A 25,199-nucleotide genomic window follows, 5' to 3' on the forward strand; every position below is an offset into this window, starting at 1 on the left:
TTCATCTAAATAAAACAATGCTAGTAAAGTTTTAAAAAGCGTGTCATAAGTAAGATCACACAACAAAGGAATGTTGTTATGAGTCAATTTTTATTTGACCCAGCAGTATTACGTTACTGCCAGCCATTAGGGACGCTATTATTGCTTGCAAGTTGTATGGCTAGCAGTCACGCAGCCACCTATAAAATTGAGCCTGACAATTCCAACGTACGCTTCGCTATTGACCACCTCAAAACCTCTGCCACCACTGGCGGCTTCTATAACGTTACGGGACTACTACAGTATGATCCGAGCGCAAAAACGGGCGACATCTCCCTTATTATTCCCATAAAATCTTTAAATACCGGCAATAAAGTGTTTAATCTTAAACTGATGGGCCCTGATTTTTTTAATATGGAACAGTTTCCATTGGCTCATTTTGAATCCACCAAATGGCATTTTACCTCTGACAAAGAAAACCCAACGGTCACACGAGTGGATGGCAAACTAACCTTAAACGGTCAGACCCATCCTATTAGTTTACTGGCGACCAAATTTAATTGCTACTTGAGCTCCCCACTTAAGAAGAACGTCTGTGGAGGCAATTTTACCGCCACCATTGACCGTACTCAGTGGAATATCAAAAAATATGTCTTATTCGGCATGACTAAAAATTTGACTTTAAATATTCAGGTTGAAGCTGCTAAGCAGTAATTTTTTAGGCTCAATAAATAATCAGCATGTAATTCAACGTGTAATAGAGTCATAGCCAAAATGATTGAACATTAGTTTTTGCCAGCCTTGTGAGGATATTATGAAGCCAATTTCCATGCTGTCATCAGCACTTGTACTTAGTATGGCTTCCAGCGCTGTCATGGCTGATGGCGCACGCCTACCTAATGCGACGACCTTGCCTAATCTCAGTCCAGCTATCAGCTTACCCAATGTAAGTCCAATGAATAGTGATTTGGCCAATCGCGGTGCCTATATTGCCCGTACTGGCGACTGTATGGCTTGTCATCGCGAAGACTATAGCGGCGGCGTCGCGATTGAAACCCCTATTGGTAACATTTACTCAACCAATATCACGCCATCTCAACGTTATGGTATCGGCAACTATACCGAAACTGACTTTAAAAAAGCCCTGCAAAAAGGCCGTGCGCCCACTCATCAGCTGTATCCTGCGATGCCATATCCGTCTTATCATGGTATGGCTGATGCGGATATCAGTGCGTTATTTGCTTACTTTCAAACCGTACCTCCCATTGACATAGCGCCTGAAAAAACCACCAAACTACCCTTCCCATTGAATATCCGCACCTTAATGCTGGCTTGGAATGTGATTAACGTCCCTTCTACCGAAAACCGTTTAGGTCTCACCCAAACCCAGCAACGCGGTGAATATCTGGTGAATAATTTAGAACATTGCGGCACTTGTCACACCCCGCGTAATCTCACTCAAGGTCTTGATAAAGACAAGTATTTATCTGGTGCACCGCTTGGTAAATGGTATGCACCCAACATCACCCCAGATAATGATACTGGCATCGGGCGTTGGAGTCAGCTAGATATCGTTACTTATCTACGTACCGGAATGCTTGATAAACGCGCATATGCTGGTGGGCCGATGGCTGAGGCGGTCGCCCATAGCACCCGTTATCTAACCGATGAAGATTTAAGCGCGATGGCGGCTTATCTAAAAGTCGTCCCAGCTATTAAAACCGATGATTACTTAATACCCGTAAATATCGCCCGCCTGCCAAATCCAGTGAGTAACTCTATTACTTACGATTTGCTTGAGCAAAAAGACTATTTAGCGCAGGAAAAAGCGACTACTAATAATGCTGATGCTAACAACAATGCCACCAACTCACCAAAATCGCTGTATCTTGCTGCCTGTGGTAGCTGTCACGGGGTCGATGGTTACGCACAGCCCGATGCTCGTTACGCCTCTATCGTAGGGCTAAGCAGTATTCGTCGTGTTAAGCCAGATGCACTGATTAACGTCATTGCTTATGGTGCAAAAGGCGCATTAAATACTGCACCCAAAATGCCTGGCTTCGCTAAAGAGCTCACTCATGCACAGATTGCTAGTATTACCAATTATGTGCGGGTAAATTTCGGTGGTCTACCAAGTAGTAATGTGAGTGCTGCTGACGTCAAACGCATATTAAAGTAAGTACTGTTAATTTAGCTATTAATGTAGCGATACAAACACCTAGTAAAAACTGATGTCATGGATGACGGTTCTATAACAAGGATAATAAAATGAATGATATGTTTCAATCGCCCACCCGTAGGCAGCTGCTGTCAATGATTGGTAAGACCGCAGGGGCTACAGCAATGTATCAGGCGATGACCACATTGGGTTTCGCCTCTGAGTCTAGCTTTAAACAAGAGATGAATTTAAAGGGTGCGCCTGCTGGAGCAAGCATCGTCATTTTGGGTGCAGGTTTAGCTGGTTTAACTGCTGCTTATGAGCTACGTAAAGCCGGCTATAAAGTGACCGTTCTTGAGTTTCAAAATCGCGGTGGTGGTCGCAGTTGGACACTGAACGCTGGTGATAAATATACTGAATTGGGTGGCGATGAGGTCACTTGCGACTTTAAAAAAGGCAACTACTTTAATGGTGGGCCATGGCGATTACCTATTCATCATTATGCCGTCTTTCATTATTGCAAAAAGTTTGGCGTGGCGTTGCAGCCTTTTATTCAAACCAATGACCGTGCCTACCTGCACCGTACCAATCATTTCAATGGCGCACCGCAGCGCTTGGGCGAAGTACAAAACGATGTACGGGGTTATGTCTCAGAGTTATTATCCAAGGCAGTCAATACAGGTGGTCTTGATAAGACGGTCAATAAAGAAGACAAAGAGAAACTATTAGAAGGCTTAAGGGGTTGGGGCGTTCTGGATAATAATTATCGTTACGTCAGAAGCCATGAAACCAGCAAACATCGCGGCTATAGTGTTTATCCAGGTGGCGGGCTGATGCCAGATGCTAAGCCCTCAACGCCGATACCAATGGATAAACTATTGGCTTCAGGAATGTGGGCAGACCTTTACAACAACTATACCATTCACGTCCATCAACCAACGATGTTTCAGCCTGTCGGCGGTATGGGTAAAATCGGTGATGCCTTCACTCGCGAATGCCGTGATGTGATTACATTTAATGCGAAAGTGACCAAAATCGAGCAAGATGATAGCGGTGTGAGTGTCGATTATGTCGATAGCAATGATCTTGACGGCGTCTCGAAAACCGTACGCGCAGATTGGTGTATTTGTACTATTCCTCTATCAGTATTGACCCAAATTGACATTAACGTGTCAGCGCCGATGAAGCAAGCGATGGCAGCCGTTCCTTATGACACCTCTTATAAAGTAGGCTTGGAGTTTAAACGCCGCTTTTGGGAAGAAGACGAATGGATTTACGGCGGGGTTACTTACACTGATATGCCCATCTCACAAATCTCCTATCCTTCACACGATATGTTTACCACCGGCTCAGGGGTACTACTTGGCGCGTATGGGTTTGGCGAGGCGTCTTATAAATTTAATAGTCTGAATCCCAAACAACGCATTGATGCGGCGCTACAGTATGGCAAACATATTCATCCACAATATCCCAAGGAGTTCCGCTCTGGTACTTCAGTCGCTTGGCATCGTATTCCATGGGTACTCGGCTGTTATGGTATTTGGAGCGAGTCAAGTCGCGATCAATATTACGACACCTTATGTGCGATCGATCACCGTATCGTGCTAGCAGGTGAGCACTGCTCGCATATTCCAGCTTGGCAAGAAGGGGCAATCTTATCCGGTATGGATGCCGCCAAGCGCTTGCACCAAAGAGCAAAAAGTATTGGCTAGCAGCAACAATATTGAGCTAAGAATGATTGAGTTTCAAAGTGATATTGACTCAATAATAAAGAACTTATAGGTGGACATAGAGATGATAAAACCAAACTTGCTTGCCATATCTACCATCACAGTAGCGCTGAGTGTCACTACACTATCTGGCTGTAGCCGCTATAGCAAAGACCAAACTGCTCATACAACCCCTACTTTAGCTGATCTACAAGCCTCGCAAGTAGTATTTGAAAATCAAGCCAGTCGTAATAATGGCGCGTGGGGCGCGGTCTACATGTCTAAAAAAGCGCTTAGAGAGCCGCAAGCCAATATCGTCGATGTCAGCTCCTTACCAGCGATGGCAGAAGATGTTAACTTGCAGCAATGGCTAGTCAAATTCGAAGGCAGCTTAGAAGGTAAAACGGGATTTTTTAGTACCAGCGGTAAAAAGCTCTATGATGATTCTTGTGCAGGTTGTCATATGCAAGATGGTAAAGGCGCACAAGGGGCTGGTTACTATCCGCCGCTTGCCAATAACAGTAAGATGCAATCAAAATATTATATCATTAGCGTTATCCTCAACGGTCTGCGCGGTATGCCCTCCTTTCACAGCATGATGAACGATGAGCAGATAGCAGCGGTCACGCAGTATGTGCATAGTGATCTTAATAATTTTACCGATACCGTCACTGCAACCAATGTCGCCCAGCTCCGTCATGACTTTCCACCAGGTTCTGATCCGAGTGAATAATTTTATTGTAAAAGATACTTTCTAGAAAATTCTTGCTTGAGTTAGGTAATCATAAAAGAGTGTGGCTATGAATAAAATGAATAAAAAAAATGGTTTTTATACCTGTATTGTCTGTGGACAAAATTATCCTATAAAAAACCTCACACCTATAGGCGCAGTACGAAAGGCTATTACAGAAGAAATTCTGCATGATTTCCCCGAATGCCTACCTAAAGACTATATTTGCCAAAAAGATTTAAGCAAGTATCGGATGAAGTATGTTCACTCATCGCTAAAGTCTGGAAAGGGTGAGGTGACAGATCTTGAGTCTGAATTGATTAAAAGTATGCAACAGCATGAACTCATCACCAAAAATATTGATACTGGCCTAGATCAAAAATGGACTTTTGGTGAACGATTGGCAGATAAAATTGCAACGTTTGGTGGTAGTTGGTCATTTCTCATTTGTTTTGCTATTTTTCTAGCCATTTGGATTATCGTAAATACCGTGGTAATGGTCGCCCGTCCTGCAGATCCGTACCCGTTTATTCTATTAAACTTAATACTCTCCTGTATCGCTGCTATTCAAGCACCTGTCATTATGATGAGCCAAAATAGACAAGAAACCAAAGACAGGCTACGCTCAGAAAATGATTATCAAATCAACTTAAAAGCCGAACTTGAGATTCAACAGCTGCATGAGAAGCTAGATCACCTTCTCATACATCAATGGGATAGGCTGACTGAGATACAAGAAATACAACTCGACTTGTTATCTGAAATGAGCAAAAAGCATTAGGATAAGTAAGTTATTAATTAACGTAAGTCATTAATTAACGTAAGTCATTAATTAACGTAAGTCATTAATTAACGTAAGTCATCAACGACCGCCAACATCGCAATTAACGATGCTTCTCCTAGTTTAATAGCGCGCTCTGGTGACCAACCTGTATCCGCATCCGGTACATTATCGTTATCTTTAAACGGCATCTCCAAGGTATTGGCAAGACAGTCGAAACGTTCAGCCACCCAGTGAGTTGCGAGCGTCATATTCGCTGTACCTGGCGCATCAACGTCATAACCAAACTCAGTTTGAAAGTCGGCACTGGCCAGTTTTAACACTTCTGAGAATCTATCCCGCAGACGCGCGAGGCGGTCGTTATAACTTGGCGTACCTTGAGAGCCGGCAAGGAATACAAAAGGTATCTCTTCATCACCGTGCACATCATAAAATAGGTCAACACCGGTCTCTTCCATTTTATTAATGACATGGAATACTTCAGGGCTTTTTTCTAAACTTGGATTTGACCATGCGCGGTTTAGGTTAGTCCCAACTGCATTGGTACGGAGATGACCGCGCACACTGCCATCAGGGTTCATATTCGGTACAATATAGAAATTCGCTTTTTCTAATAACAACTTACCGGTCGCATTATCACTATCTAACAAGCTATGCAGTAGACCATCGACCAGCCATTCAGCCATCGTCTCACCCGGATGCTGGCGCGCAGTGATCCAAATATTGCGTTTGCTTTTATTATTATCGCCATCATTATCGCCATCACTAATTTTTACTAAGGTTAAGTCGCGCTTATCAAGCGTCTCGCCTAAATGCTCTAAAGTCACAAATGGGTGCATTTGCACAGCTGCTAGTAAATCTTGGTGGCGCTCATAACTGTAAGGAGCAAAAAAAGCAATTTGAATGGTTTCACATTCCAACTCTGCCGTTATGGTGAGTTTGCCGTCTTGATAAGAAGTGGGCAAACGGAACCAATACTCACGATCGTACGAGGCAACTGCTTGATAATTCTCCCACCCTGCAGGAAATGCCGCTTCCCCTGCATTCAGAATATTGAGCACATATTGATCGCCAATCTGACCAGTTATACGAAAGTTAAACCACTGGAAAAACTCGCCACCAACGTCCGGACGAATAGCCAATTGGATATTTTTTTTATCTTCTAAATTAATAACGTCAATATTGCCTGCATCGAAATTAGCAGTGATATGCATAGCCTTTCCTTAATCAGTTTTTTATGGTGGTGTTTTAACAAGTAGCAGTCAGAGCATTTTATCTCTATTTTTTCTTCACGACATCAAATATCATGTTTTTCTCTGGCTGTAGCCTCTTCTACAATTCATTATTATACTTTCTAAAACCACAGCAAAAAATGATTAGAAATTATTTTTTTATGGAACTATCCATGTTAAGCCCTTCCCTCTTAGAAGATTAACATCAAACCAATAATTGTTTTGCCAATATCATACTCAATATCAATAAACCTCTTCAGGCTATTGACTACCTAGCACAAAGATATTGATTTATACTTTCTTTTTTTCTTAGGTGAGACTATTCAGTATTGGGGTTTGCAGCTTGTTATCATAAAGCTGTTATGTTATTTTATATATCGATAACTTTTATATCGATATATAAAATAACTGATATGCTATAAAAAGTGTAATGTTAGCACCTTAATTTTGGCTTTAAACAATTGATGACGCCCAGTCCTTTCGTTGCAAACGTTGAGGTGTTACGGTGTTAGTGATGTATAAGGAATGAATATGAAAGCGTTTTTAGTAGAGAAAGTAGCAGATAGAGAATTCTTAGCTGCAATAAAAGAAGTGCCTGAACCTAAGTGCGACGAAGATGAGATTGTAATCAAGGTATCCTATTCATCACTGAATTATAAGGATGCCTTAAGTTCTATAGGAAATCCTGGCGTCACTAGAAAATTCCCGCATATCACGGGTATTGATGTGGCTGGAGTGGTACATGAAACAGCATCTGACGCATTTGTAATCGGAGAAAAAGTATTGGTCACCGGCTACGACTTGGGTATGAACACCGATGGTGGCCACGCAGAGTTTGTCAAAGTGCCCGCATCATGGGTCGCTAGCATTCCGGATGCGATAAGTGACAAAGAAATAATGACTTTTGGTACTGCAGGATTAACAGCAGCTTTGAGTGTCAATGAATTGCTAGACAACGGTGTCAAGCCAGAAGATGGTGAGGTTTTAGTCACTGGCGCCACAGGTGGCGTGGGTTCTATCGCCGTTTCTATCCTGAAAAAGATTGGCTTTACCGTCGTTGCCGTATCAGGAAAAGAAGAGCAAATCGATTACTTAAAGCAAATTGGTGCCTCAGAAGTCATCCTTAGAGATACCTTCAATGAGGATGCTAAAAAACCCATAATGGCTGAAAGGTACGCAGGGGTTGTCGATACGGTAGGCGGTGAGATATTAGCCAATGCCTTGAAATATATAAAATATGATGGTGTAGCCACTTGCTGTGGGCTAACAGCGTCATATGAACTCAATACCAATGTATTCCCGTTTATTTTACGAGGAGTAAGATTGATCGGTATTGACTCTGTCGAATGCAAGTTAGAGAAGAAGCAAGCAGCATGGGATAAGTTAGCGGATGAATGGAAAATAGATACTTTGGATAGTATAACTAATGAGATTACTCTAGAAGGTGTCAAAGATATCTACGCATTAATGTTAGAGGGAAAATCAGTAGGCAGGTATGTGGTAAAAATATCATAAGGGTTTAGTTTCTCAGCGATATGATATGCCTCAAGCATATGGCAAAAGATTTTATTCAAAATAGGCAGGGTAATCCCCCCCAATAAATAAGAACCCTTAATAATTTGGTTCACCCTCAAAAACCTCACTCAAAGTACATCACCAATATCTCAATAATACAGACCATTGCTATCAATGGTCTGTATTTAAAGGTTCAAGTCATATTTTTCTGCTTTTAGCAGATCATAAGTGTTTGCTATTTTCACTCCATAACCATACTGCTCTAGCAATTACCCCGTATTACGTAGACCCGCTGCCAACGCATTGATACTACGGATCAATGGATCTTCAACGGCAAGATCACCATGATTAAGGTCACCATGGTTCACATCACTTTTAGCCTCTTTTTGTCTGGCACGTTTTAGTAGCTCTATTTGGATATAGTTGGTTGGATCTAAATAAGCGTTCCGCCATTCAAGAGAAGCCGCAAGATTCTGCTGATGAGCCAATAATGATGTCTGGTTAAGCAAAGAATTTAAACCTGAACAGGTGAGCTGGTGTTCATCGATTACCGCTTGCATAATCTTTTTACGTAATCCCTCATCTTCACATAGCTGGCTATAAGCCTGAGCAATACTCATATCAGATTTGGTAAAAGCCATTTCAATATTGCTAATGAACACGTTAAAGAATGGCCAGCAGTCATTCATCTCCTTCATCAATGCTTCATCATCGATGACGCTATGTAAAGCACTGCCGACACCATACCAAGCAGGCAGTGTAAAGCGTGCTAGTGACCAACCAAATACCCAAGGAATTGCGCGCAAGGTCGTCTTACTTGGCAAACCCTTATTACGGTGCGCTGGGCGTGAGCCGATATTTAATAAAGAGATTTCTGCCACTGGCGTGGCTTGTGAGTAGAATTGATAAAAGCCTTCGGTATGATCAGTCAGCTGACGGTAACGCTGCTCACCAGCGTCTGCTAAACGCGCAAAGAGCGCTTCATAATTTGGTAATTCAGGCGGTTGTACTACAAACCTTGAGGAACAAGCTTTAAGCGTACCAGTGATGCCCATGGTTAGCTCAAACACTGCAGTATCGGTGTTGGCATATTTAGCATAAAGAACTTCACCTTGCTCGGTTACTTTAATTTGTCCATGCAGTGTACCGGCTGGCTGAGCGGCAATCGCTTTATGCGTTGAGCCACCACCACGACTGACAGAGCCACCACGACCATGAAACAAGCGGGTTTTGATGCCATATTCATCGGCGATACGGTTAATGGTTTGCTGCGCGCTATAAAGCTGCCATGCAGAAGTAATGATACCGCCGTCTTTTGATGAATCTGAATAACCTAACATGATTTCTTGGGTGTTATCTGAGTGTTGTAGCAACCCTCGGTATAGCGGATTATCTAAAACTGCAGGTAGGATCTTATCGATGTTTTTAAGGTCTTCAATCGTCTCAAACAAGGGTGCGACGGGTAAATCAGCAGATAATTGCCCCTTATCATCAATCTTACATAAGCCTGCAAAGCGCATTAATAGTAAAACTTCCAATAACTGACTGGCGTTGTTGGTCATCGAAATAACATAACTGCCGAAAGTATCTTGTCCGACCAGTTTACGTAATGTGGCCACAGAGTGCATCAAAGCCAATTGTTCGCGTGTTTTATCACTCAAGTTATCGGTGTAAATAAGTGGTGTGCCCGGCTTTTCAAGTAAGCGCGTTAACCATTGTTGGCGCTCGGTTTCACTAAGGGCTTGATAGTCTGGCAAATTAGAGGCATTGGCAAAAATATCAGCTATCACCTCGCTATGATAAGACGACTCTTGGCGAATATCGAGCGCTGCTAGATGAAAACCACAGGTTTTGACCAGACGAATCATATCTAGCAATAAGCCTTCGCCATGTGCTTTGTCATGAGTATTCACGCTTTTTCGGATGATGCGTAAATCTTCTAATAGCTCTTGTGGGTTGGCGTAAGCATCTTGTGCAGCTTCAGGATCTGTACCTTTACTTTGAATGTGACGATTGGTCGCTTTTATTTTGGCAAGGATAATCGATAACAGCCTTCGGTACGGCTCATTGCCATAATCATCAAGATTGTAATCAAAGACTCGTCTATCGAGCTCAATGTAACTTTCAATCTTTGCATATACTTCAGGTTCGATAGGAACAATCGTATCGCTATGAATCAGTTGGCGACGGAGTTTCTTGAGCAGGACTTGGTAGTGGCGCAAAACGGCATTGGCATGCATCAGCACTGCCATTTCTGTGGTGTCATGAGTGACAAAGGGATTGCCATCTCTGTCGCCACCGATCCAAGAGCCAAAGCTTATGAAAGCAGGTAGTGGATAGTCTATTAGCTCAGGATAGATATCAACAATGGCATCTTTAATATTGCGATAAACCTTGGGAATGGCGTTGAATAAACTGGCATTGAAATAGTGTAAACCATTATTGATCTCGTCATAGACTAAAGGCTTACGCGTACGTACTTCATCCGATGACCATAATAAATCAATGGTTTGCGCCGTTTGTTCTTTCGCTTGCTGATAGGCAAAACTGTTTTCAGGAAGATTGTTCAAAGCATCGCTATGCGTAAAGAGACTCTGTAATAGATTCATCGTCGTACGGCGACGCGCTTCAGTAGGATGGGCGGTAAATACCGGGATAAATTTTAGCTGTTCAATCAGCTCTTGCATTTGTGCCGGCTCAATATTGCGTTCACGGCACTCTAGCAAGGTGCGGCGAAACGAGCCTTCCCAGCTTTGATCGGATTGCATACGCATGGCTTGACGCTGCTCTCGTAAGTAGTTTTCTTCACTTAGATTGGCTAAGAAGAAATAGATAGAAAAGCTACGTATGACATTTTTTAAGGTTTGATTGTCTAACGAGGCTATGAAGTCGATAAGTTGTTGCTTGTTCGCTTCGTTAGGCGCGCGGCGTTGTTGGATAAAGCCTGTGCGCAGGGTTTCAATCGTATGGAGCGTTTGTTCGCCCGTTTGCCGAGAAATTGCATCCCCTAGGAATGATCCTAATAAGCTGATGCGTTCGCGTAGTACGTCGTTATCGATAGTCATCCTTAACCTTCTCATCAAATTAGTGGGCGAAATAGTCATGCGGTCTTAAGCGTGGTTTCTATATAGATAATTCTTTGCGACATAGATAGTTCTTTGCGACAAAAATTTATCACCATATTCACCAGCAGTGCTGTTCAAACTTATCTCTACGATTTCTTCAGTATAGTTCAGCAATCAGCTTACTATGTTTTTTAGTATGTTTTTTAGTCAATATGTAGTGAGCAATCATCACGATACAAATATCCCAAAATACCGAACTCAGCCCCAAAAATTGCATGCTGGATGCCATGGCTATAAAGGTTATCAGCGCCGATATTCTTTTATTATCTTCAGCAACGATTTTAATACTATTCATGCATTACATATATTGATTTATACGGCGTATGAAAAGTTATGGCATCAGACTTCACATACAAGAATTCGCAAACCGCGAAAGTTTCATTTGTATATAATAGATTCATTTTAAAAACGATACAGTGCTATTGACTATAAATTTTTTGCAGCCTCAGTCACGCCTGCGAACAGCAAGCAAGAAAAAATGATAGCAATAGCACATTATTACAATCGTATCGCTTTCATTTTCATTTTCATTTTCATTTTCATTTTCATTTTCATTTTCAACTGACTATAGTCTATTAAAATTTTTTTGAATAATCTAAATGTGCTTTCTTTATAAAAACAAGGTTAAGGTATTGCTTATATTTTTCAAATTATCACTAATAGGATGCAAGTTCTAATCTAGAGTTGGCATAGAAAACTGCTTGTCTTCTCGTATGGTAGCACTTGGCCAGCGCTGGGTAACAGCTTTACGGCGAGTAAAAAACCTTACACCGTCTGGTCCATACATAAACAGATCTCCAAATAATGAGCGCTTCCAACCACCAAAACTTTGCGATGTTACTGCCACTGGTAATGGAATATTCACCCCAACCATACCGACTTGGATATTATCAACGAAATAGCGAGCCGCTTCCCCATCTCGGGTATAAATACACGTGCCATTACCATATTCATGTTCATTTATAAGTTCTATCGCTTCTTCCATTGTCTGCACACGCATAATTTGAAGTACGGGACCAAAAATCTCTGCATCATAACTGTCCATCTCTTTTGTCACATGGTCTATTAGAGTAGGACCAACAAAGAACCCTTGCTCATGACCTATTGGTGCTGCATTAGAACCATCAATGATGACATCTGCTCCTTGGTTTGCAGCACTTTTGATATGCTCCAAAATTTTAGTTTTATGAGCTTGCGTAATGACAGGACCAAAATCATTTTCTTGGTCTGAATAGACACCCAATTTTAATTGCTGTATCACCGAGCTGTAATGCTTCAACCATTCTGTCAGCAATAATCATCGCCTACTGCTACCGCAACAGACAAAGCCATACAACGTTTACCTAACGAGCCAAAAGCTGCGCCTAATAGAGAAGTGACCACATTATCTATGTCAGCGTCTGGCATCACTACGTTAAAATCGCACAGGCCATGACGATAGACAAAACAGCCTGCTTTTTACCGAGCTTGGTAACTAATGACTCTGATATGCTAAGTGCGGACTCTGAATCATCCATCAACTTGCCAAATATAGCGCCTAGTAGAAAAAGTGGGAAGAAGCTGATGATATATCCGCCTAGACCTTTCATCAACACCTGGGCATAAACGCCAAGCATCGTACTGGCTTCACCACTTAAAAGCACAGCAAGCATTGCTAATAATGGCGCTAATAAAATGACGCTATGACCACGGTAGGCCAAATACATCAATAACCCTAGCGAAAGAAAGATGGGCAAGAAACTTATCATATGCACTCCTTGTGCGACACCAGATCTATTTTATAAAAAAAACATAACGATAAATTTTCTATCGATTTAATAAAATCACAGAATAACTTTATAATAACAAGCCTCAAACGCATAAATATTATCGTTATAATGATTAGAGTTATTTCATGTCATATGGGAGCTAAGAAGAAGTGAGTGATACTAAAAAGAAAGGTTCAAGCGTTGAGCGTGTTTTACAAATAGTAGAAGTCTTAGCCAGCTCACAGAGGCCAATGAGTGTTAGCGATCTAGCAGAAACGTTAGAGGTGCCTATACCGAGTATGTATCGGCTGTTGGATCAACTACAAAATCTAGGATTCGTCTATTTAGATTTACATGGGAAAGTAGCGTGCGGGAAACGAACATATAAGTTAGCTATGAATTTATGGCAAAACAGCCATTTTAAAACCGAAAGGCTGGCCATATTACAGCAACTTTCATCGCAAATAGGAGAAACAGTAGGTATCGCGATCATGCAAGATTTAGACGTGGTTTATGTAGATCGTGTCTTATCTGAGTGGCCGCTTCAAATATACTTACCAGTTGGAACTCATGTGCCAATTTGGGCAAGTGCAAGTGGTAAGCTACTTCTGGCACAGTTATCGAATGATAAATGTGAACGTATTATCGATAAGATGTCGATACATGCATTGACTACGAATACACAGACGGATAAAAAAAGGTTAACGCAGAGTATTACTGAAACACGGGATACTGGCGTAGGAATAGATAACGAAGAGTTTATTCCCGGTATGGTAGCTTGTGCTGTGCTGATTCCTAATGGGGAAAATGAAGCTTTTGCGACAGTTTTCACCCATGGTCCAACGGTAAGAAAAACTTTGAATGAGTTGTTAGAGTATGTACCTATCATGCGGAAAGCTGCTGATGAGCTATCAGGTATTTTTAGTAGAGACTATGAATAAAATTGTTAACAATGGGTAGCCCTCACAACCATAAGAAAGCTAATAAATAGAATTAAGCTGCGTAGTTTAGTTTCTGTATAGGTGTAAAGCCACCATTGCCCATGCTAGAGCGCTCATAATTGTAATAAATACAAGGGAATATCCTGAATTCTGTGTAACTGCCCTTTAGATTAAATCTCTGCTGACACGGTCATCAAACATAACCATAAAGCGTCATTACTTATTCTCCGGTTAGTGGATTATAAGCAGTTACACACTTTTTAGGAAAGGCTGCACAAGTTTGGGAAAGACCCTAGTTTTTTAGGAAAGCCTCTAACAAAATAAAAGACAATAAAAAATCCAATGCTAAACGCTTAATTTAAACGTGTAACACTGGATTAATGACACTAATTGCCTAAATTGCTAACTAACCTTCTAGTTGGTCGATCATACCTTGGTATTGCTCTTTCTTTGCGGCAATCTTACTACGTTCTTCTTCTGCATTATCTACCGAACCTTTAGAGTCTGCTACTTTCTTATCAAAGGCTTCTAACTCAACAGTTTTGGCATCTAAAAGCCTCTTAAGCATCATAGCAACCGCTTTTTCGGAAACGTCATGCGTCATATTAGAGGCTTCGGATGTAAAATCATCTTTAAGCTTAGTTGCCCATTGATAGATATTAGCTATTGTCGCACTGTGCTTATCATCTTTATCAGATGCAGCAGATTTGTCTTCTTTATTAGCATCAGATTTGCTGTCTCTATCAGACTTAAAGTCATCTTTAAGCTTAGTTGCCCATTGATAGATATTAGCTATCGCCGCACTGTATTTATCGTCTTTATTAGACTTGTCATCTTTATCAGACTTGTCATCTTTATCAGACTTGTCATCTTTATCAGACTTGTCATCTTTATCAGACTTGTCATCTTTATCAGACTTGTCATCTTTATCAGACTTGTCATCTTTATTAGACTTGTCATCTTTATCAGACTTGTCATCTTTATTAGACTTGTCATCTTTATTAGACTTGTCATCTTTATTAGACTTGTCATCTTTATTAGACTTGTCATCTTTATTAGACTTGTCATCTTTATTAGACTTGTCATCTTTGTTAGATTTGTCGTCTTTGTTAGATTTGTCGTCTTTGTTAGATTTGTCGTCTTTGTTAGATTTGTCGTCTTTGTTAGATTTGTCGTCTTTGTTAGATTTGTCGTCTTTTAGAACTTCTACAGATGTCACAGTATTGTTCTTAGGGGTTTCTACTGATTCATTGTCTGTATTGTTATTAGAAGAATTGTTTGACATGATTTATAGTCCTCTTTATATTATTGTTTAGAAAATCTTGATACTTAATATTAAGCCAGTACGATTTTTTATTCAGTATCTTAATGTAAGTATACCTATCAAGCGCTTAGTCTAATAAAAGCTATGCGCTGCGGTCTAATATTTAGGAGGATGTCGAATTATTAAGTTGCTGATTATTGTGCTAGATACAAGAATCCATCCACAATAATTTAAAACATTCAATAGCGTATTTCCGTACACAATCGATGTACGTAAATCTCCTCACATTTCTTAAGGTTTAGTATAAATTACTAAGAAATATCTCTGTAATCGTGACGTCATATTAAATCAGCCCACTTGTAAACCTCACTTAAAATACCGCTTACCTTTCGATGTTTGTTATCGGTAGTAATCTTAGTAACTATTGAAGATGTAGATGATCATATAAGAAATAGGAAGGGGAACGTAATGATAGATCTTATCGGTATTGGGTTAGGCCCATTTAATCTTAGTCTTGCAGCTTTACTGGAAAATCAGCCAACTGTCACTAGCAAATTCTTTGAACAAAAAGGCGAATTCAATTGGCACAAAGGTATGATTTTTCCTCATACTACCCTACAAGTGCCTTTTATGGCAGATCTGGTCACACTCATCGATCCAACCAGCCGCTATACATTTTTGAACTACTTACATACCCAGCACCGATTATTGAAGTTTTATTTTCTAGAGGATTTTGAGATTTACCGTAAAGAGTATAATCACTATTGTCAGTGGGTGGCAGGCCAATTAAATAGCGCAGTATTTGAGACGACAGTAATTGATGTGGCGCTTAAAGAAGATGGGAATGGGCTTAATGTAACCGTCTGTGAGCATGGAAAAAATAAAATCTACACGGCTAAAAACTTAGTAATAGGCACAGGCTCGCAGCCAATCCTACCGCCATTTTTGCAGCAAATTGCTGAACGAGTGCCATATCAATGCATGCATACGGCCAATTTTTCAGAAAATTTTAATTTCACCAATATTAGGCGCACCGATCAGCTAACCAAAGTGCTGGTGTTAGGCTCTGGGCAATCAGCGGCGGAGGTATATCAAGTGCTATTTGACCAGCAGTTTGATGAAAATAATGAAGTAAAATTTCAGCTAGACTGGATGACACGCTCAGCAGGATTTTTCCCAATGGAGTATACCCCACTTGGCCTAGAGCATTTCAGCCCCGCTTATATCAATTACTTTCATCATTTAAAACCAATCACTAAAGCCAATGTGGTCTCTAAGCAAGATTTGCTACATAAAGGGATAAGCGCTCATACGATTAAAGCTATTTATCATAAGCTTTATGAGCGCAGTATCGCGAATCAAGAGATATGCTCCACCATAACGTCCAATTGTGAACTACTGGATGCTACATTGGATAGCACACGTAACAATATGATCAGTTTGACATTGAGACAACATGAGCAAGACAGTGTATTTAGCGCTGAATATGACTGTGTTATTGCAGGAACGGGCTATAAAGATGTGTTACCTCAATGTATGGGTAGCTTACTATCCGCGATTGAATACGATCAATTTGAGCAGCCTAAGATTAATCGGAATTATACGCTAGCCTATAAAAACCACTCAAAAGACACCAAAGATAGCGGTAGGATTTTTGTACAAAATAAAGAAACTCACAGCCATGGTATTGGTGCTGGAGATTTAGGGTTGGGTGCGTATAGATCGGGATGTATCGTCAATGAGCTGATGGGTAAACAGGTTTATGATACTGAGGCTTTGCAGGTTTTCCAAAATTTTGGAAAGTTCGTTTGATATTAAGTCAAAAATCACGTAATGAGGTGGTTGACTTTCAATCAGGGTACTACTCGTTGTATAAGCATTCATATTAATGGTTAGATGCAAATTTAAACCCATAAAAAGGATAGGTAAGAAATGATTTTTAAACTCTCAATAAGTTGTGGCAGCGTTTATAAAACGCGGCTTAATCAAAAGCCATATAACCATAAATAATGTTAATAAAACGGCCCCGATGTAGCTAAGGCCGTCTTATTCTTTAACTATCGTTAAGTGGAAGACCCTGTTTTAAAGCGCAGTAACCGCAAAGCATTCAACGTAACCAGCACGGTTGCACCAGTGTCAGCCAACACAGCGATCCATAAACCAGTGATTCCTAACACGGTAGTGATTAGAAACACTGCTTTTAGGCCTAGTGCAAAAATCACATTTTGATGAATATTGGACATCGTTGCGCGCGATAGTGCAACCAGATGAGCGACGTCCGTAACGCGACTTTTCATTAATGCGACATCAGCCGTTTCAATGGCTACATCAGTACCACCACCCATCGCAATGCCGACATCGGCGGTTGCTAGCGCTGGCGCATCATTAATACCATCACCAATCATCGCTATTTTGGTTTTGTCTTTCATCTCGTTTAGCAGACGCAGTTTATCTTCGGGCAAAAGCTCAGCTTCCCATTCTATGTCTAAATGACTGGCAAGCGCTTGAGCGGTAAGGCGGTTGTCGCCTGTCAGCATGACGGAACGCACGCCCATCGCTTTGAGCTGTGCTATACCTTCTTTGGCATCGTCTCGTAACTCGTCTCGTAGCGCTACCAAACCGAGCACTTCACGGCTTTGCTCATCGAACAGCACCGAAACCGTTTTCCCTTCATTTTGCAGCGCTGCAATTTGTGCATTTTGTTCAGAGGTTATCGAAGTTTCATTAGCGGCGTAGACAGGAGAACCGATGGCTAGAGCACGCCCAGCTACCGTCGCATGTACCGCTTTACCTGCAGTCGCGTAAGCCTTTGAAGCTATTGGTATAGCAATATTAGCGGCTTTAGCATGATCAATGATGGCTTTTGCAAGCGGATGACTAGAGGCGGACTCGACACTGGCAAACAGCGCTAATATCGCATCTTCACCTTGAGAATCCATGCGATCTTTTGTAAAAGCAACAACATCAGTAACGCGTGGTTTACCTTCAGTTAAAGTGCCCGTCTTGTCAAAAGCAACGGTATTGACGCGACCAATGATTTCTAAAGCGCTACCACCTTTGATAAGCAAGCCGCGACGCGCACCGACAGCCAAACCCGACGCGATGGCAGCTGGTGTTGATAATACGAGTGCGCAAGGACAGGCAATTAACAATAGTGCCAAACCGCGATATAACCAAGTTGCCCATTCTCCTCCCATCGCTAACGGCGGGATGATAATAACTAAGGCGGCAATAGCCATCACTGCTGGGGTGTAATAGCGACTAAATTTTTCAATAAAACGAGCAGTAGGTGCTTTGGAGGCTTGCGCTTGCTCTACTAGCTCAATAATACGCGCAATAGTATTATCCGCAGCTGTTTTTTCTACGCGGATTTGCAGCGCTCCCTCCATGTTGATCGACCCTGCGAATACATCGTCGCCTACCGTTTTGGCCACTGGTATTGACTCTCCAGTAATGGGCGAATCATCAAGGCTAGAGTTGCCTTGAGTAATAATTCCATCGGCGGATACTTTATCGCCAGGGCGAACCAGTACTAGATCATTCACCTGTAGTGATGCCGCTGGAACATCACGTTGTCCACCCTGTGCATCGAGTAAAATCGCACTTTTTGGAACCAGTGATGCCAAAGCTCTAATGCCAGCACGCGCACGATCAGCAGCCACGCCTTCTAATAACTCACCGACTGAGAATAAGAAGACCACTGCTGCTGCCTCTTCAGGCTCACCAATAATAAGTGCGCCAAGTGCCGCAACAGACATCAGCATTTCAATCGAAAAAGGAGTGCCGGTCATCGCTAAGGCAAGGGCTTTGCGGGCAAAGGGAAAAACACCCACAATGACTGCAACAGCAAATGCCCACATTCCATAATCAGGGAAAAGTAAGGACAGTGCGTATGCAATGCTCATCAACAGACCGAGGCCAACCACTTGCTTGCCTTTTCGGCTTTGCCACCAACGCTGGTGCTCTGTAGCGGATTGATTGGCGCTGTTTGCTGCGATTGATTGATCTGAAGTGGCAGATATACCAAAACCAAGGCGTTTGATGGTCTTTTCGATGTCACTGAACTGCGTAGCCCCATCAGGCGCTAATGTTAGCTCTAACTTTTCGGTAGCAAAATTAAGTTGTATGTCAGAAACACCGGGCATACGTGCTAGCGCGGTTTCAATCTTGCCGACGCAACTGGCACAGTCCATACCTTCAATATGATATTGCATAATCATTTATCCCTTAAATAGCAATAGTATGAACCCTATAGTGGCTTCAGAGTCAAGACTTTCTATTTACAATAAATTTGATTTAATAGATATTAAAGTCCATAGTTGCTTCAATGTTTTCAATACTAGAGGGTATTATGCTGATCAAAATCGGAGAGCTTGCCACGCGGACAGGAGCTACAGTAGAAACCATTCGTTACTATGAAAAGGAGAGCTTATTACCAGAGCCTTCACGTAGCCAAGGGAACTATCGTTTGTACCGTGAGGAGCATATTGAACGTCTGCAATTTATCTTACACTGTCGTACGCTCGATATGACGTTGGATGAAGTACGAACCCTGCTTCGGTATCGAGATAAACCTGATCAGGACTGCGGTGAAGTAAACAGTTTACTAGATGAGCATATTCAGGCTGTGGAAAACCGTATGCAAGAATTGATGCAATTAAAACAGCACCTACTGGTTTTGCGGCAAAAATGTGCAAGAGAAGCTCCAGCTGAATCATGTGGTATCTTAAATGCTCTTGCCGATAATTCTTGTCATAAGCAGTAATATCAACAGCAGTTATTAACACTTAAGATATTGTCAGCTATAAGGCAGTCTTTTATATTAATGAGGAGAAAGCAAAGCATTTTTTGCCTGAGTATAAAATGAAGGCTACAATTGAAATAATGAAAAAGGCAGCAACGATTTATTAATAGTGCATACCTCTAGAAAGTTAACGATATTATTTACCTTTGTAACCTATGCTTCTATTGCTTCACTGAGCTTTAGTCATCAGCCTTTAGCAGTGAGTTTGACCATCATTTTAGAATAGCCTCTGATAAAGTTGGACTGCACAATTTCTGGTTTTGAGACCACTTCGATATTCTCAAAGCGTTGTAGCAACTCTTCCCATAGAATACGCAATTGCATTTCGGCCAAACGATTGCCCATGCAACGATGTACGCCAAAACCAAATGACAAATGGTTACGAGCATTTTTGCGATCGATGATAAATTCATTTGGCTGATCAATCGAACGTTCGTCACGGTTGCCAGAGGCATACCACATCACTACTTTGTCCCCCTTTTTAATCAGCTTACCGTTTAGTTCAACATCTTGGGTGGCAATACGGCGCATATAGGCCAAAGGGGTTTGCCAGCGAATAATCTCTGACACCATATTGGGAATTAAACTTGGGTTATTTTTTAGCTTGGTAAATTGCTTTGGAAAATCATGCAGCGCTAATACACCGCCAGTCATCGAGTTACGTGTGGTGTCGTTACCACCGACAATTAATAAAATCAAATTACCAATAAATTCCATCGGGCGCCTAACAAGGTCTTTGGTGTCGTCATTTGATTGCAATAAGGTGATTAAGTCAAAACCCTTTGCCTCACCCGCCGCCGTTCGTGCCGCTTTATCATGCCACAACTCTGCAAACTGTTTGGCCATATCAGCCACAGCAATAAAGGTTTCATCCATATTATTTGAGCCACCAGTCATCTCTGGTGCGCCCGCTGCCAAATCTGACCAATAAACCAGTTTACGGCGTTTCTCATAAGGGAAATCTAATAAGGTGGCTAACATTCTTGCCGTCAGCTCAATAGATACGGTTTCTACCCAATCAAATTCCACACCTATTGGCAAGCTGTCTAGCACTTCTTGGGTACGCGTACGAATGAGTGCTTCCATCTCTAACAAGTTTTTGGGCGCGACAACGCCTTGTACCGCTTGTCTTTGAATGTCGTGCTTTGGCGGATCCATCGCAATAAACATTTCAGCCTTTAACCCTTCAGGCTGATTACCCATCAAAATCACAGGTTCAGACGAAAATAATTCGTAGTGCTTATCTACAAAAACAATATCTTCATAACGCATGACTGACCAAAATGCACCAAATGGACTATTGGCCTGATAATGTACAGGGTCTTCATCACGCAAACGTTTATAGTAGGATTGCCAGCGATGCTGCCTAAACAAAAATGGATTGCTTAGGTCGATATCAGCTAGCGCTAGCGTAGACACTTCTGGAATTGGTTTTTCAATAAAATCAGGAAAATCACTTTGGTTGAGCGCGCGTTTTTTAACCGTTTGAAACAGATGCGCCCCTTTTATTTGAATATGAATGGGCACCACTGTCGATACTTTTGTGATAGCCTGCACCGCAATTTTATCAATGGCTGTGGTTAGAGATGATGGCAGAGCTGTTTTTAATGCGATTTTTACAGCATTCACTATTTTTGTTTTTGTCATTGTATTGTCATCCTTTGACCGACTGCGTGAAGTGAGCACTCAATGACTATAAGTCTAATAAATAGAATTTTTTAGCTCATTGGGCTTGTTTAAATACCGACTTGGAACATGCATTATTTTGATTACATTACATTTGAAATTCAGGTAACTGTACCATCATGCCATCCATTGCATCTGACACTTGGATTTGGCACGACAGCCGCGAGGTACTGGTTTTCTCTGGCGTCATATCTAGCATTTGTAACTCATCCATTTTTGCATCATCCATAAGAGGCAGCCATTGACGCTCAAGGATGACATGGCAGGTGCCGCACGCACACTCACCACCGCAATCAGCATCAATACCCGGTATGCCATTATCAGTTGCAAGCTGCATCAACGATTTGCCTACTTCAATATCAACCGTATGCTGTGTTCCGTCATGTTCAACAAAGGTAACAATAGCCATAATTTCATCTCCGAAAAAAATCACAATAGTTCACTAGGTATTAAACTCTACAGTGATGAGCAAGAATTAAGGAGGTCATTTATTGACAATATAGGGTCATAAAGAGACAATTATAATTAAATTCAATTGTAAATAAATATGAGATTGGAAGTGACTATGACAAGTGCGCAATCAGTAGATTCAAAACCTTCATATTTTAACAATTCTGACAATGCTAACGTTGCTGACACCGCAACCATTCCGTCCAATTACGCGCGCATTATTGGCCGTGAACTGGCACTAAACATTCGTGATATTCCAAAGTTACTGCAATTTACATCGCTCAATACCAAGCAATTTATGCAGGAGGAGACACGCCTAACTGCGCAACAACAAATTCAGATTTTGCACAACGGTTTATATTTATCCGAACATGAGGATTTTGGCCTACGACTTGGTCAACGCTTGACGCCATCAACACACGGTGCGATGGGTTTTTTGGCCAACAGTAGCCCTAATTTATTGATTGCCTTACAAGCATTTCAGGCATTTTTACCAACGCGCATCAGCTTTGCGCGCCTAAAACTACAGCTCGAGGCTGACACCGTCATCTGTTTGGTTCAGTTTGATGTTGCGCTAAGCCCAACTATTCATCGAGTGTTGTCTGAAATCTGTGCCGTTATTTTTTATGAGTGTGCAGAATTTATTGTAGGAAGACCAGTGACTGAGGCCAGTCTCTATTTTAGTCATGTTAAACCCAATTATAGCTCTTACTACGCAGATTATTTGCCCGGCACCTACTCATTTGCAGCCAACGATTTAAAGGTCAGTATTCCCTTGAGTGTGTGTGAAATTCCTAATGCCTCAGCCAATCAGGAAGGTTATCTTTTGGCTATGAGACAATGCGAATTAATGCTCGCCCAATTAAATCCACAGACGCCAAGCGATCTTTACCCAATACAAAAGGTCATGCTGTCGCACCCTTTAAGCGAACTGAATGAGGCAAGCGTTGCAGCCGCTTTATTCGTGAGTAAACGCACACTGGCGCGTAAATTAAAACAAAACAACTCATCGTTTAGAGACCTTCGAGACAACATACTATCGAAGCAAGCCAGTAGTTATTTACGTGATAGTGAGTTATCGGTTGATGCGATTGCTAGCTTGCTAAACTACCATGACAGCGCAAATTTCCGCCGCGCGTTTAAACGTTGGTTTGGTATGACACCGAGCGATTATCGTCAAACGCATTTAACCTCATCATAACCCATTAAAAACTTCAGAATCAGTGCCAGAAAATAGTATATTTAGTACCGTTCAGAAAGCTATTGGATTTTATAAAACGGCATCTATGCTACGCCTAATAAAGTCTGTTTCAGCGAGAGCTCGCCATATAATACCTATTTCTACTTATATTGAGTTCAGTATAAAAACGATACAGCGGAACTGAAATGGATTTTTCGCAGCCTCTGTCGGCGCAGGCACAGCAAGCCAGAAAAATTTATTCCAGTTTCGCGTAAAAATATCATGTATCTGTTTTATTTAGAGTTTACTATAACTAAACACCGGCGAGCGCATCGAAAAACATGATTTTTTCAATGAAAAATATTCTATCCGTTATCATCTTAAATATTTACTATTCTTCCTTTAAACCAGTGTTTGATGAGCACTCATTTAATCCGAAGAGATTGCATAGTGAGCAACGATAGCTGAAGCTGAGGGTGATTCTTAATATATGCACCATTATTGAAGAATTAGAACCAAAAAGCGGCCGTTAATAATATTAACGGCCGCTAGCTGTAAAGCATGCTATTAAACTTAGTCACTAGCTGATTGGTTATGATTCGCCATTTCACTTGCTGTCTTAATTCTCATCAAAATGTCTTTAATATCTGAGCCATTCATATAGGCTGGAACTGCATAAGTATCCCTGACTTCTTTAGCAGCAGCTTTTGCCATATGATCAAAATTACTCGATTGCATATCCCTGACAATAGGACTAATACCTATGGTTTCGATTAAGCTTTTCACTTGTGCAATAAAGTAATCTGCTAGTTCAGCATCACTATATTGAGTAGGTTCAGTAGGTCCACTGTCTTTTACAACGCCAGTCTTTTTGGCTAGTATTGCCAATCTTTTTTCACTGGCTTTACGGTTTAAGTCAAGCACATACGGCAATACGATAGCATTGGCTCGTCCGTGCGGCGTACCATAATACGCACCGAGCTGATGAGCGATAGCATGTACATAGCCAAGCGCGGCTTTATTTAATGCAAGGCCACCATAATGAGCAGCGATCCCCATCTCTTCTCGAGCTTTTAGGTCACTACCATCTTTATAAGCTATTGGCAGGTAGTGCATCACCGCTTTAACAGCAGCAGCTGCATAATAGTCGGTCTCTGCACTAGCGTTCACGCTCATCCATGACTCTAAAGCATGAGTGAGGACATCAATACCAGTATCGGCCGTAATGTGCGGCGGCATACCTTGCATGATTGTCGGGTCAATAGCTGCTGCTAGTGGTATCATTTTAGTATCAACAACGATAGCTTTTTGATGGGTTTCATCGTCCGATACGACTGCGCCGATGGTCGCCTCTGAGCCTGTGCCAGCGGTAGTAGGAATACAGTAAAGAGGTAGACAAGGTTTCCTGGCTTTAAAGAGCCCGATGAGCTGCTTTGGTTGGCAGTTATTACCTTGGCACATGGCTATCATTTTGGCAGCATCAATCACTGAACCGCCACCAATCGCTAACACCACATCACAGCCAGCATCAACAGAATGCTGAAGACCATCCTCTATTACTTTAGAAGTCGGATCAGGGGTGATACCATCATAAATTTGATAGCGAATATTTTTTTCTTGAAGATAGTTAGTCACTTTTTCTGGTACCCCAAGCTTATTGAGTACAGCATCAGTGACGATGAATACATTGGTGCTTCCTTCATTAATAAGCATGTCACACAGCTCATCACAAGCGTTCTCACCTACCAACAATACCGGCTTTCGCATAGGAACCACAAGCGAGAAGACTTTTAATATTTTAGCTCGAGTTTTAGCAACCGCTAGATAGCCTGTATGTTGTAATGAATCAGCGATATTTGTGCGTTTCTTTTTTGTGGGTTTCTTCATAGTCATATTA

The 25,199-nt window shown here is 41.5% G+C and carries 17 protein-coding genes and 3 pseudogenes; 10 read left to right on the forward strand and 10 right to left on the reverse strand.

The features are described 5' to 3' along the window. Positions 1-78: 78 nt before the first annotated feature. The 5 genes from DABAL43B_RS07680 (at position 79) to DABAL43B_RS07700 (ending at position 5,357) form a co-directional block, all read left to right on the forward strand. Positions 79-693: a YceI family protein gene (locus DABAL43B_RS07680; protein ID WP_079691820.1), complete on the forward strand. Its 615-nt coding sequence runs from the start codon at positions 79-81 to the stop codon at positions 691-693. A gap of 100 nt (positions 694-793) precedes the next feature. After that, the gene (locus DABAL43B_RS07685; protein ID WP_079691821.1) at positions 794-2,158 is read left to right on the forward strand and encodes a cytochrome c; all 1,365 of its coding nucleotides are present in this window, start codon (positions 794-796) and stop codon (positions 2,156-2,158) included. Positions 2,159-2,247: 89 nt separating this feature from the next. Further along, positions 2,248-3,849: an NAD(P)/FAD-dependent oxidoreductase gene (locus DABAL43B_RS07690; RefSeq protein WP_079691822.1), complete on the forward strand. Its 1,602-nt coding sequence runs from the start codon at positions 2,248-2,250 to the stop codon at positions 3,847-3,849. A gap of 76 nt (positions 3,850-3,925) precedes the next feature. Continuing rightward, positions 3,926-4,579 carry a c-type cytochrome gene (locus tag DABAL43B_RS07695; RefSeq protein ID WP_079693071.1) on the forward strand — a complete coding sequence of 218 codons (654 nt, stop codon included), beginning with the start codon at positions 3,926-3,928 and terminating at the stop codon, positions 4,577-4,579. Positions 4,580-4,655: 76 nt separating this feature from the next. Beyond that, positions 4,656-5,357: a DUF1003 domain-containing protein gene (locus tag DABAL43B_RS07700; RefSeq protein WP_079693072.1), complete on the forward strand. Its 702-nt coding sequence runs from the start codon at positions 4,656-4,658 to the stop codon at positions 5,355-5,357. Between the two features lie 68 nt (positions 5,358-5,425). On the opposite strand, the gene DABAL43B_RS07705 is transcribed toward DABAL43B_RS07700, so the two are convergent. Continuing rightward, positions 5,426-6,571: a M14-type cytosolic carboxypeptidase gene (locus DABAL43B_RS07705; protein ID WP_079691823.1), complete on the reverse strand. Its 1,146-nt coding sequence runs from the start codon at positions 6,569-6,571 to the stop codon at positions 5,426-5,428. 549 nt (positions 6,572-7,120) lie between these two features. On the opposite strand from DABAL43B_RS07705, the gene DABAL43B_RS07710 reads away from it, so the two are divergent. Next, positions 7,121-8,104: a YhdH/YhfP family quinone oxidoreductase gene (locus DABAL43B_RS07710; protein WP_079691824.1), complete on the forward strand. Its 984-nt coding sequence runs from the start codon at positions 7,121-7,123 to the stop codon at positions 8,102-8,104. A gap of 269 nt (positions 8,105-8,373) precedes the next feature. Here the strand turns inward: DABAL43B_RS07710 and ppc are convergent, their stop codons facing one another. The 4 genes and pseudogenes from ppc to DABAL43B_RS07730 all read right to left on the reverse strand — a co-directional run. Then, positions 8,374-11,169, reverse strand: coding sequence for a phosphoenolpyruvate carboxylase (gene ppc, locus DABAL43B_RS07715; protein WP_079691825.1), 2,796 nt, complete (start codon positions 11,167-11,169; stop codon positions 8,374-8,376). Positions 11,170-11,326: 157 nt separating this feature from the next. Continuing rightward, positions 11,327-11,497 (reverse strand): annotated as a pseudogene (locus tag DABAL43B_RS07720) (hypothetical protein); the annotation flags it as partial. A gap of 405 nt (positions 11,498-11,902) precedes the next feature. Continuing rightward, positions 11,903-12,642, reverse strand: a pseudogene (locus DABAL43B_RS07725) (aldehyde dehydrogenase family protein); the annotation flags it as partial. Continuing rightward, positions 12,642-12,977: pseudogene (locus DABAL43B_RS07730) on the reverse strand (GntP family permease); the annotation flags it as partial. The pseudogenes DABAL43B_RS07730 and DABAL43B_RS07725, both read right to left, overlap by 1 nt. Positions 12,978-13,147: 170 nt before the next feature. Here DABAL43B_RS07730 and DABAL43B_RS07735 point away from each other — a divergent pair. Then, positions 13,148-13,918: an IclR family transcriptional regulator gene (locus DABAL43B_RS07735; RefSeq protein WP_079691826.1), complete on the forward strand. Its 771-nt coding sequence runs from the start codon at positions 13,148-13,150 to the stop codon at positions 13,916-13,918. A 406-nt stretch (positions 13,919-14,324) separates the two neighbouring features. Here the strand turns inward: DABAL43B_RS07735 and DABAL43B_RS14385 are convergent, their stop codons facing one another. Next, positions 14,325-15,203, reverse strand: a complete 879-nt coding sequence (locus tag DABAL43B_RS14385; protein WP_227516657.1) for a hypothetical protein — start codon at positions 15,201-15,203, stop codon at positions 14,325-14,327. Positions 15,204-15,650: 447 nt separating this feature from the next. On the opposite strand from DABAL43B_RS14385, the gene DABAL43B_RS07745 reads away from it, so the two are divergent. Next, complete coding sequence (locus tag DABAL43B_RS07745; RefSeq protein WP_079691827.1) at positions 15,651-16,994, forward strand: lysine N(6)-hydroxylase/L-ornithine N(5)-oxygenase family protein; 1,344 nt, start codon at positions 15,651-15,653, stop codon at positions 16,992-16,994. 251 nt (positions 16,995-17,245) lie between these two features. On the opposite strand, the gene DABAL43B_RS07750 is transcribed toward DABAL43B_RS07745, so the two are convergent. After that, on the reverse strand, positions 17,246-19,396 hold the full coding sequence (locus tag DABAL43B_RS07750) for a heavy metal translocating P-type ATPase (protein WP_079693073.1): 2,151 nt from the start codon (positions 19,394-19,396) through the stop codon (positions 17,246-17,248). 137 nt (positions 19,397-19,533) lie between these two features. Between DABAL43B_RS07750 and cadR the strand changes: the two genes are divergently transcribed. After that, on the forward strand, positions 19,534-19,947 hold the full coding sequence (gene cadR / locus DABAL43B_RS07755; RefSeq protein WP_079691828.1) for a Cd(II)/Pb(II)-responsive transcriptional regulator: 414 nt from the start codon (positions 19,534-19,536) through the stop codon (positions 19,945-19,947). A 225-nt stretch (positions 19,948-20,172) separates the two neighbouring features. Here cadR and DABAL43B_RS07760 read toward each other — a convergent pair whose 3' ends face one another. Together DABAL43B_RS07760 and DABAL43B_RS07765 are read right to left on the reverse strand one after the other, a co-directional pair. Beyond that, positions 20,173-21,633: a cytochrome P450 gene (locus DABAL43B_RS07760; RefSeq protein ID WP_079691829.1), complete on the reverse strand. Its 1,461-nt coding sequence runs from the start codon at positions 21,631-21,633 to the stop codon at positions 20,173-20,175. Positions 21,634-21,760: 127 nt separating this feature from the next. Beyond that, positions 21,761-22,081: a 2Fe-2S iron-sulfur cluster-binding protein gene (locus tag DABAL43B_RS07765; RefSeq protein ID WP_079691830.1), complete on the reverse strand. Its 321-nt coding sequence runs from the start codon at positions 22,079-22,081 to the stop codon at positions 21,761-21,763. Between the two features lie 156 nt (positions 22,082-22,237). On the opposite strand from DABAL43B_RS07765, the gene DABAL43B_RS07770 reads away from it, so the two are divergent. Continuing rightward, entirely contained in the window at positions 22,238-23,323 is a 1,086-nt protein-coding gene (locus DABAL43B_RS07770; RefSeq protein WP_079691831.1) for a helix-turn-helix domain-containing protein, read from the forward strand. Between the two features lie 552 nt (positions 23,324-23,875). On the opposite strand, the gene DABAL43B_RS07775 is transcribed toward DABAL43B_RS07770, so the two are convergent. Continuing rightward, on the reverse strand, positions 23,876-25,195 hold the full coding sequence (locus DABAL43B_RS07775) for an iron-containing alcohol dehydrogenase (RefSeq protein WP_079691832.1): 1,320 nt from the start codon (positions 25,193-25,195) through the stop codon (positions 23,876-23,878). Positions 25,196-25,199 lie beyond the last annotated feature (4 nt).

This window comes from Psychrobacter sp. DAB_AL43B (genome assembly GCF_900168255.1).
GTDB lineage: Bacteria > Pseudomonadota > Gammaproteobacteria > Pseudomonadales > Moraxellaceae > Psychrobacter.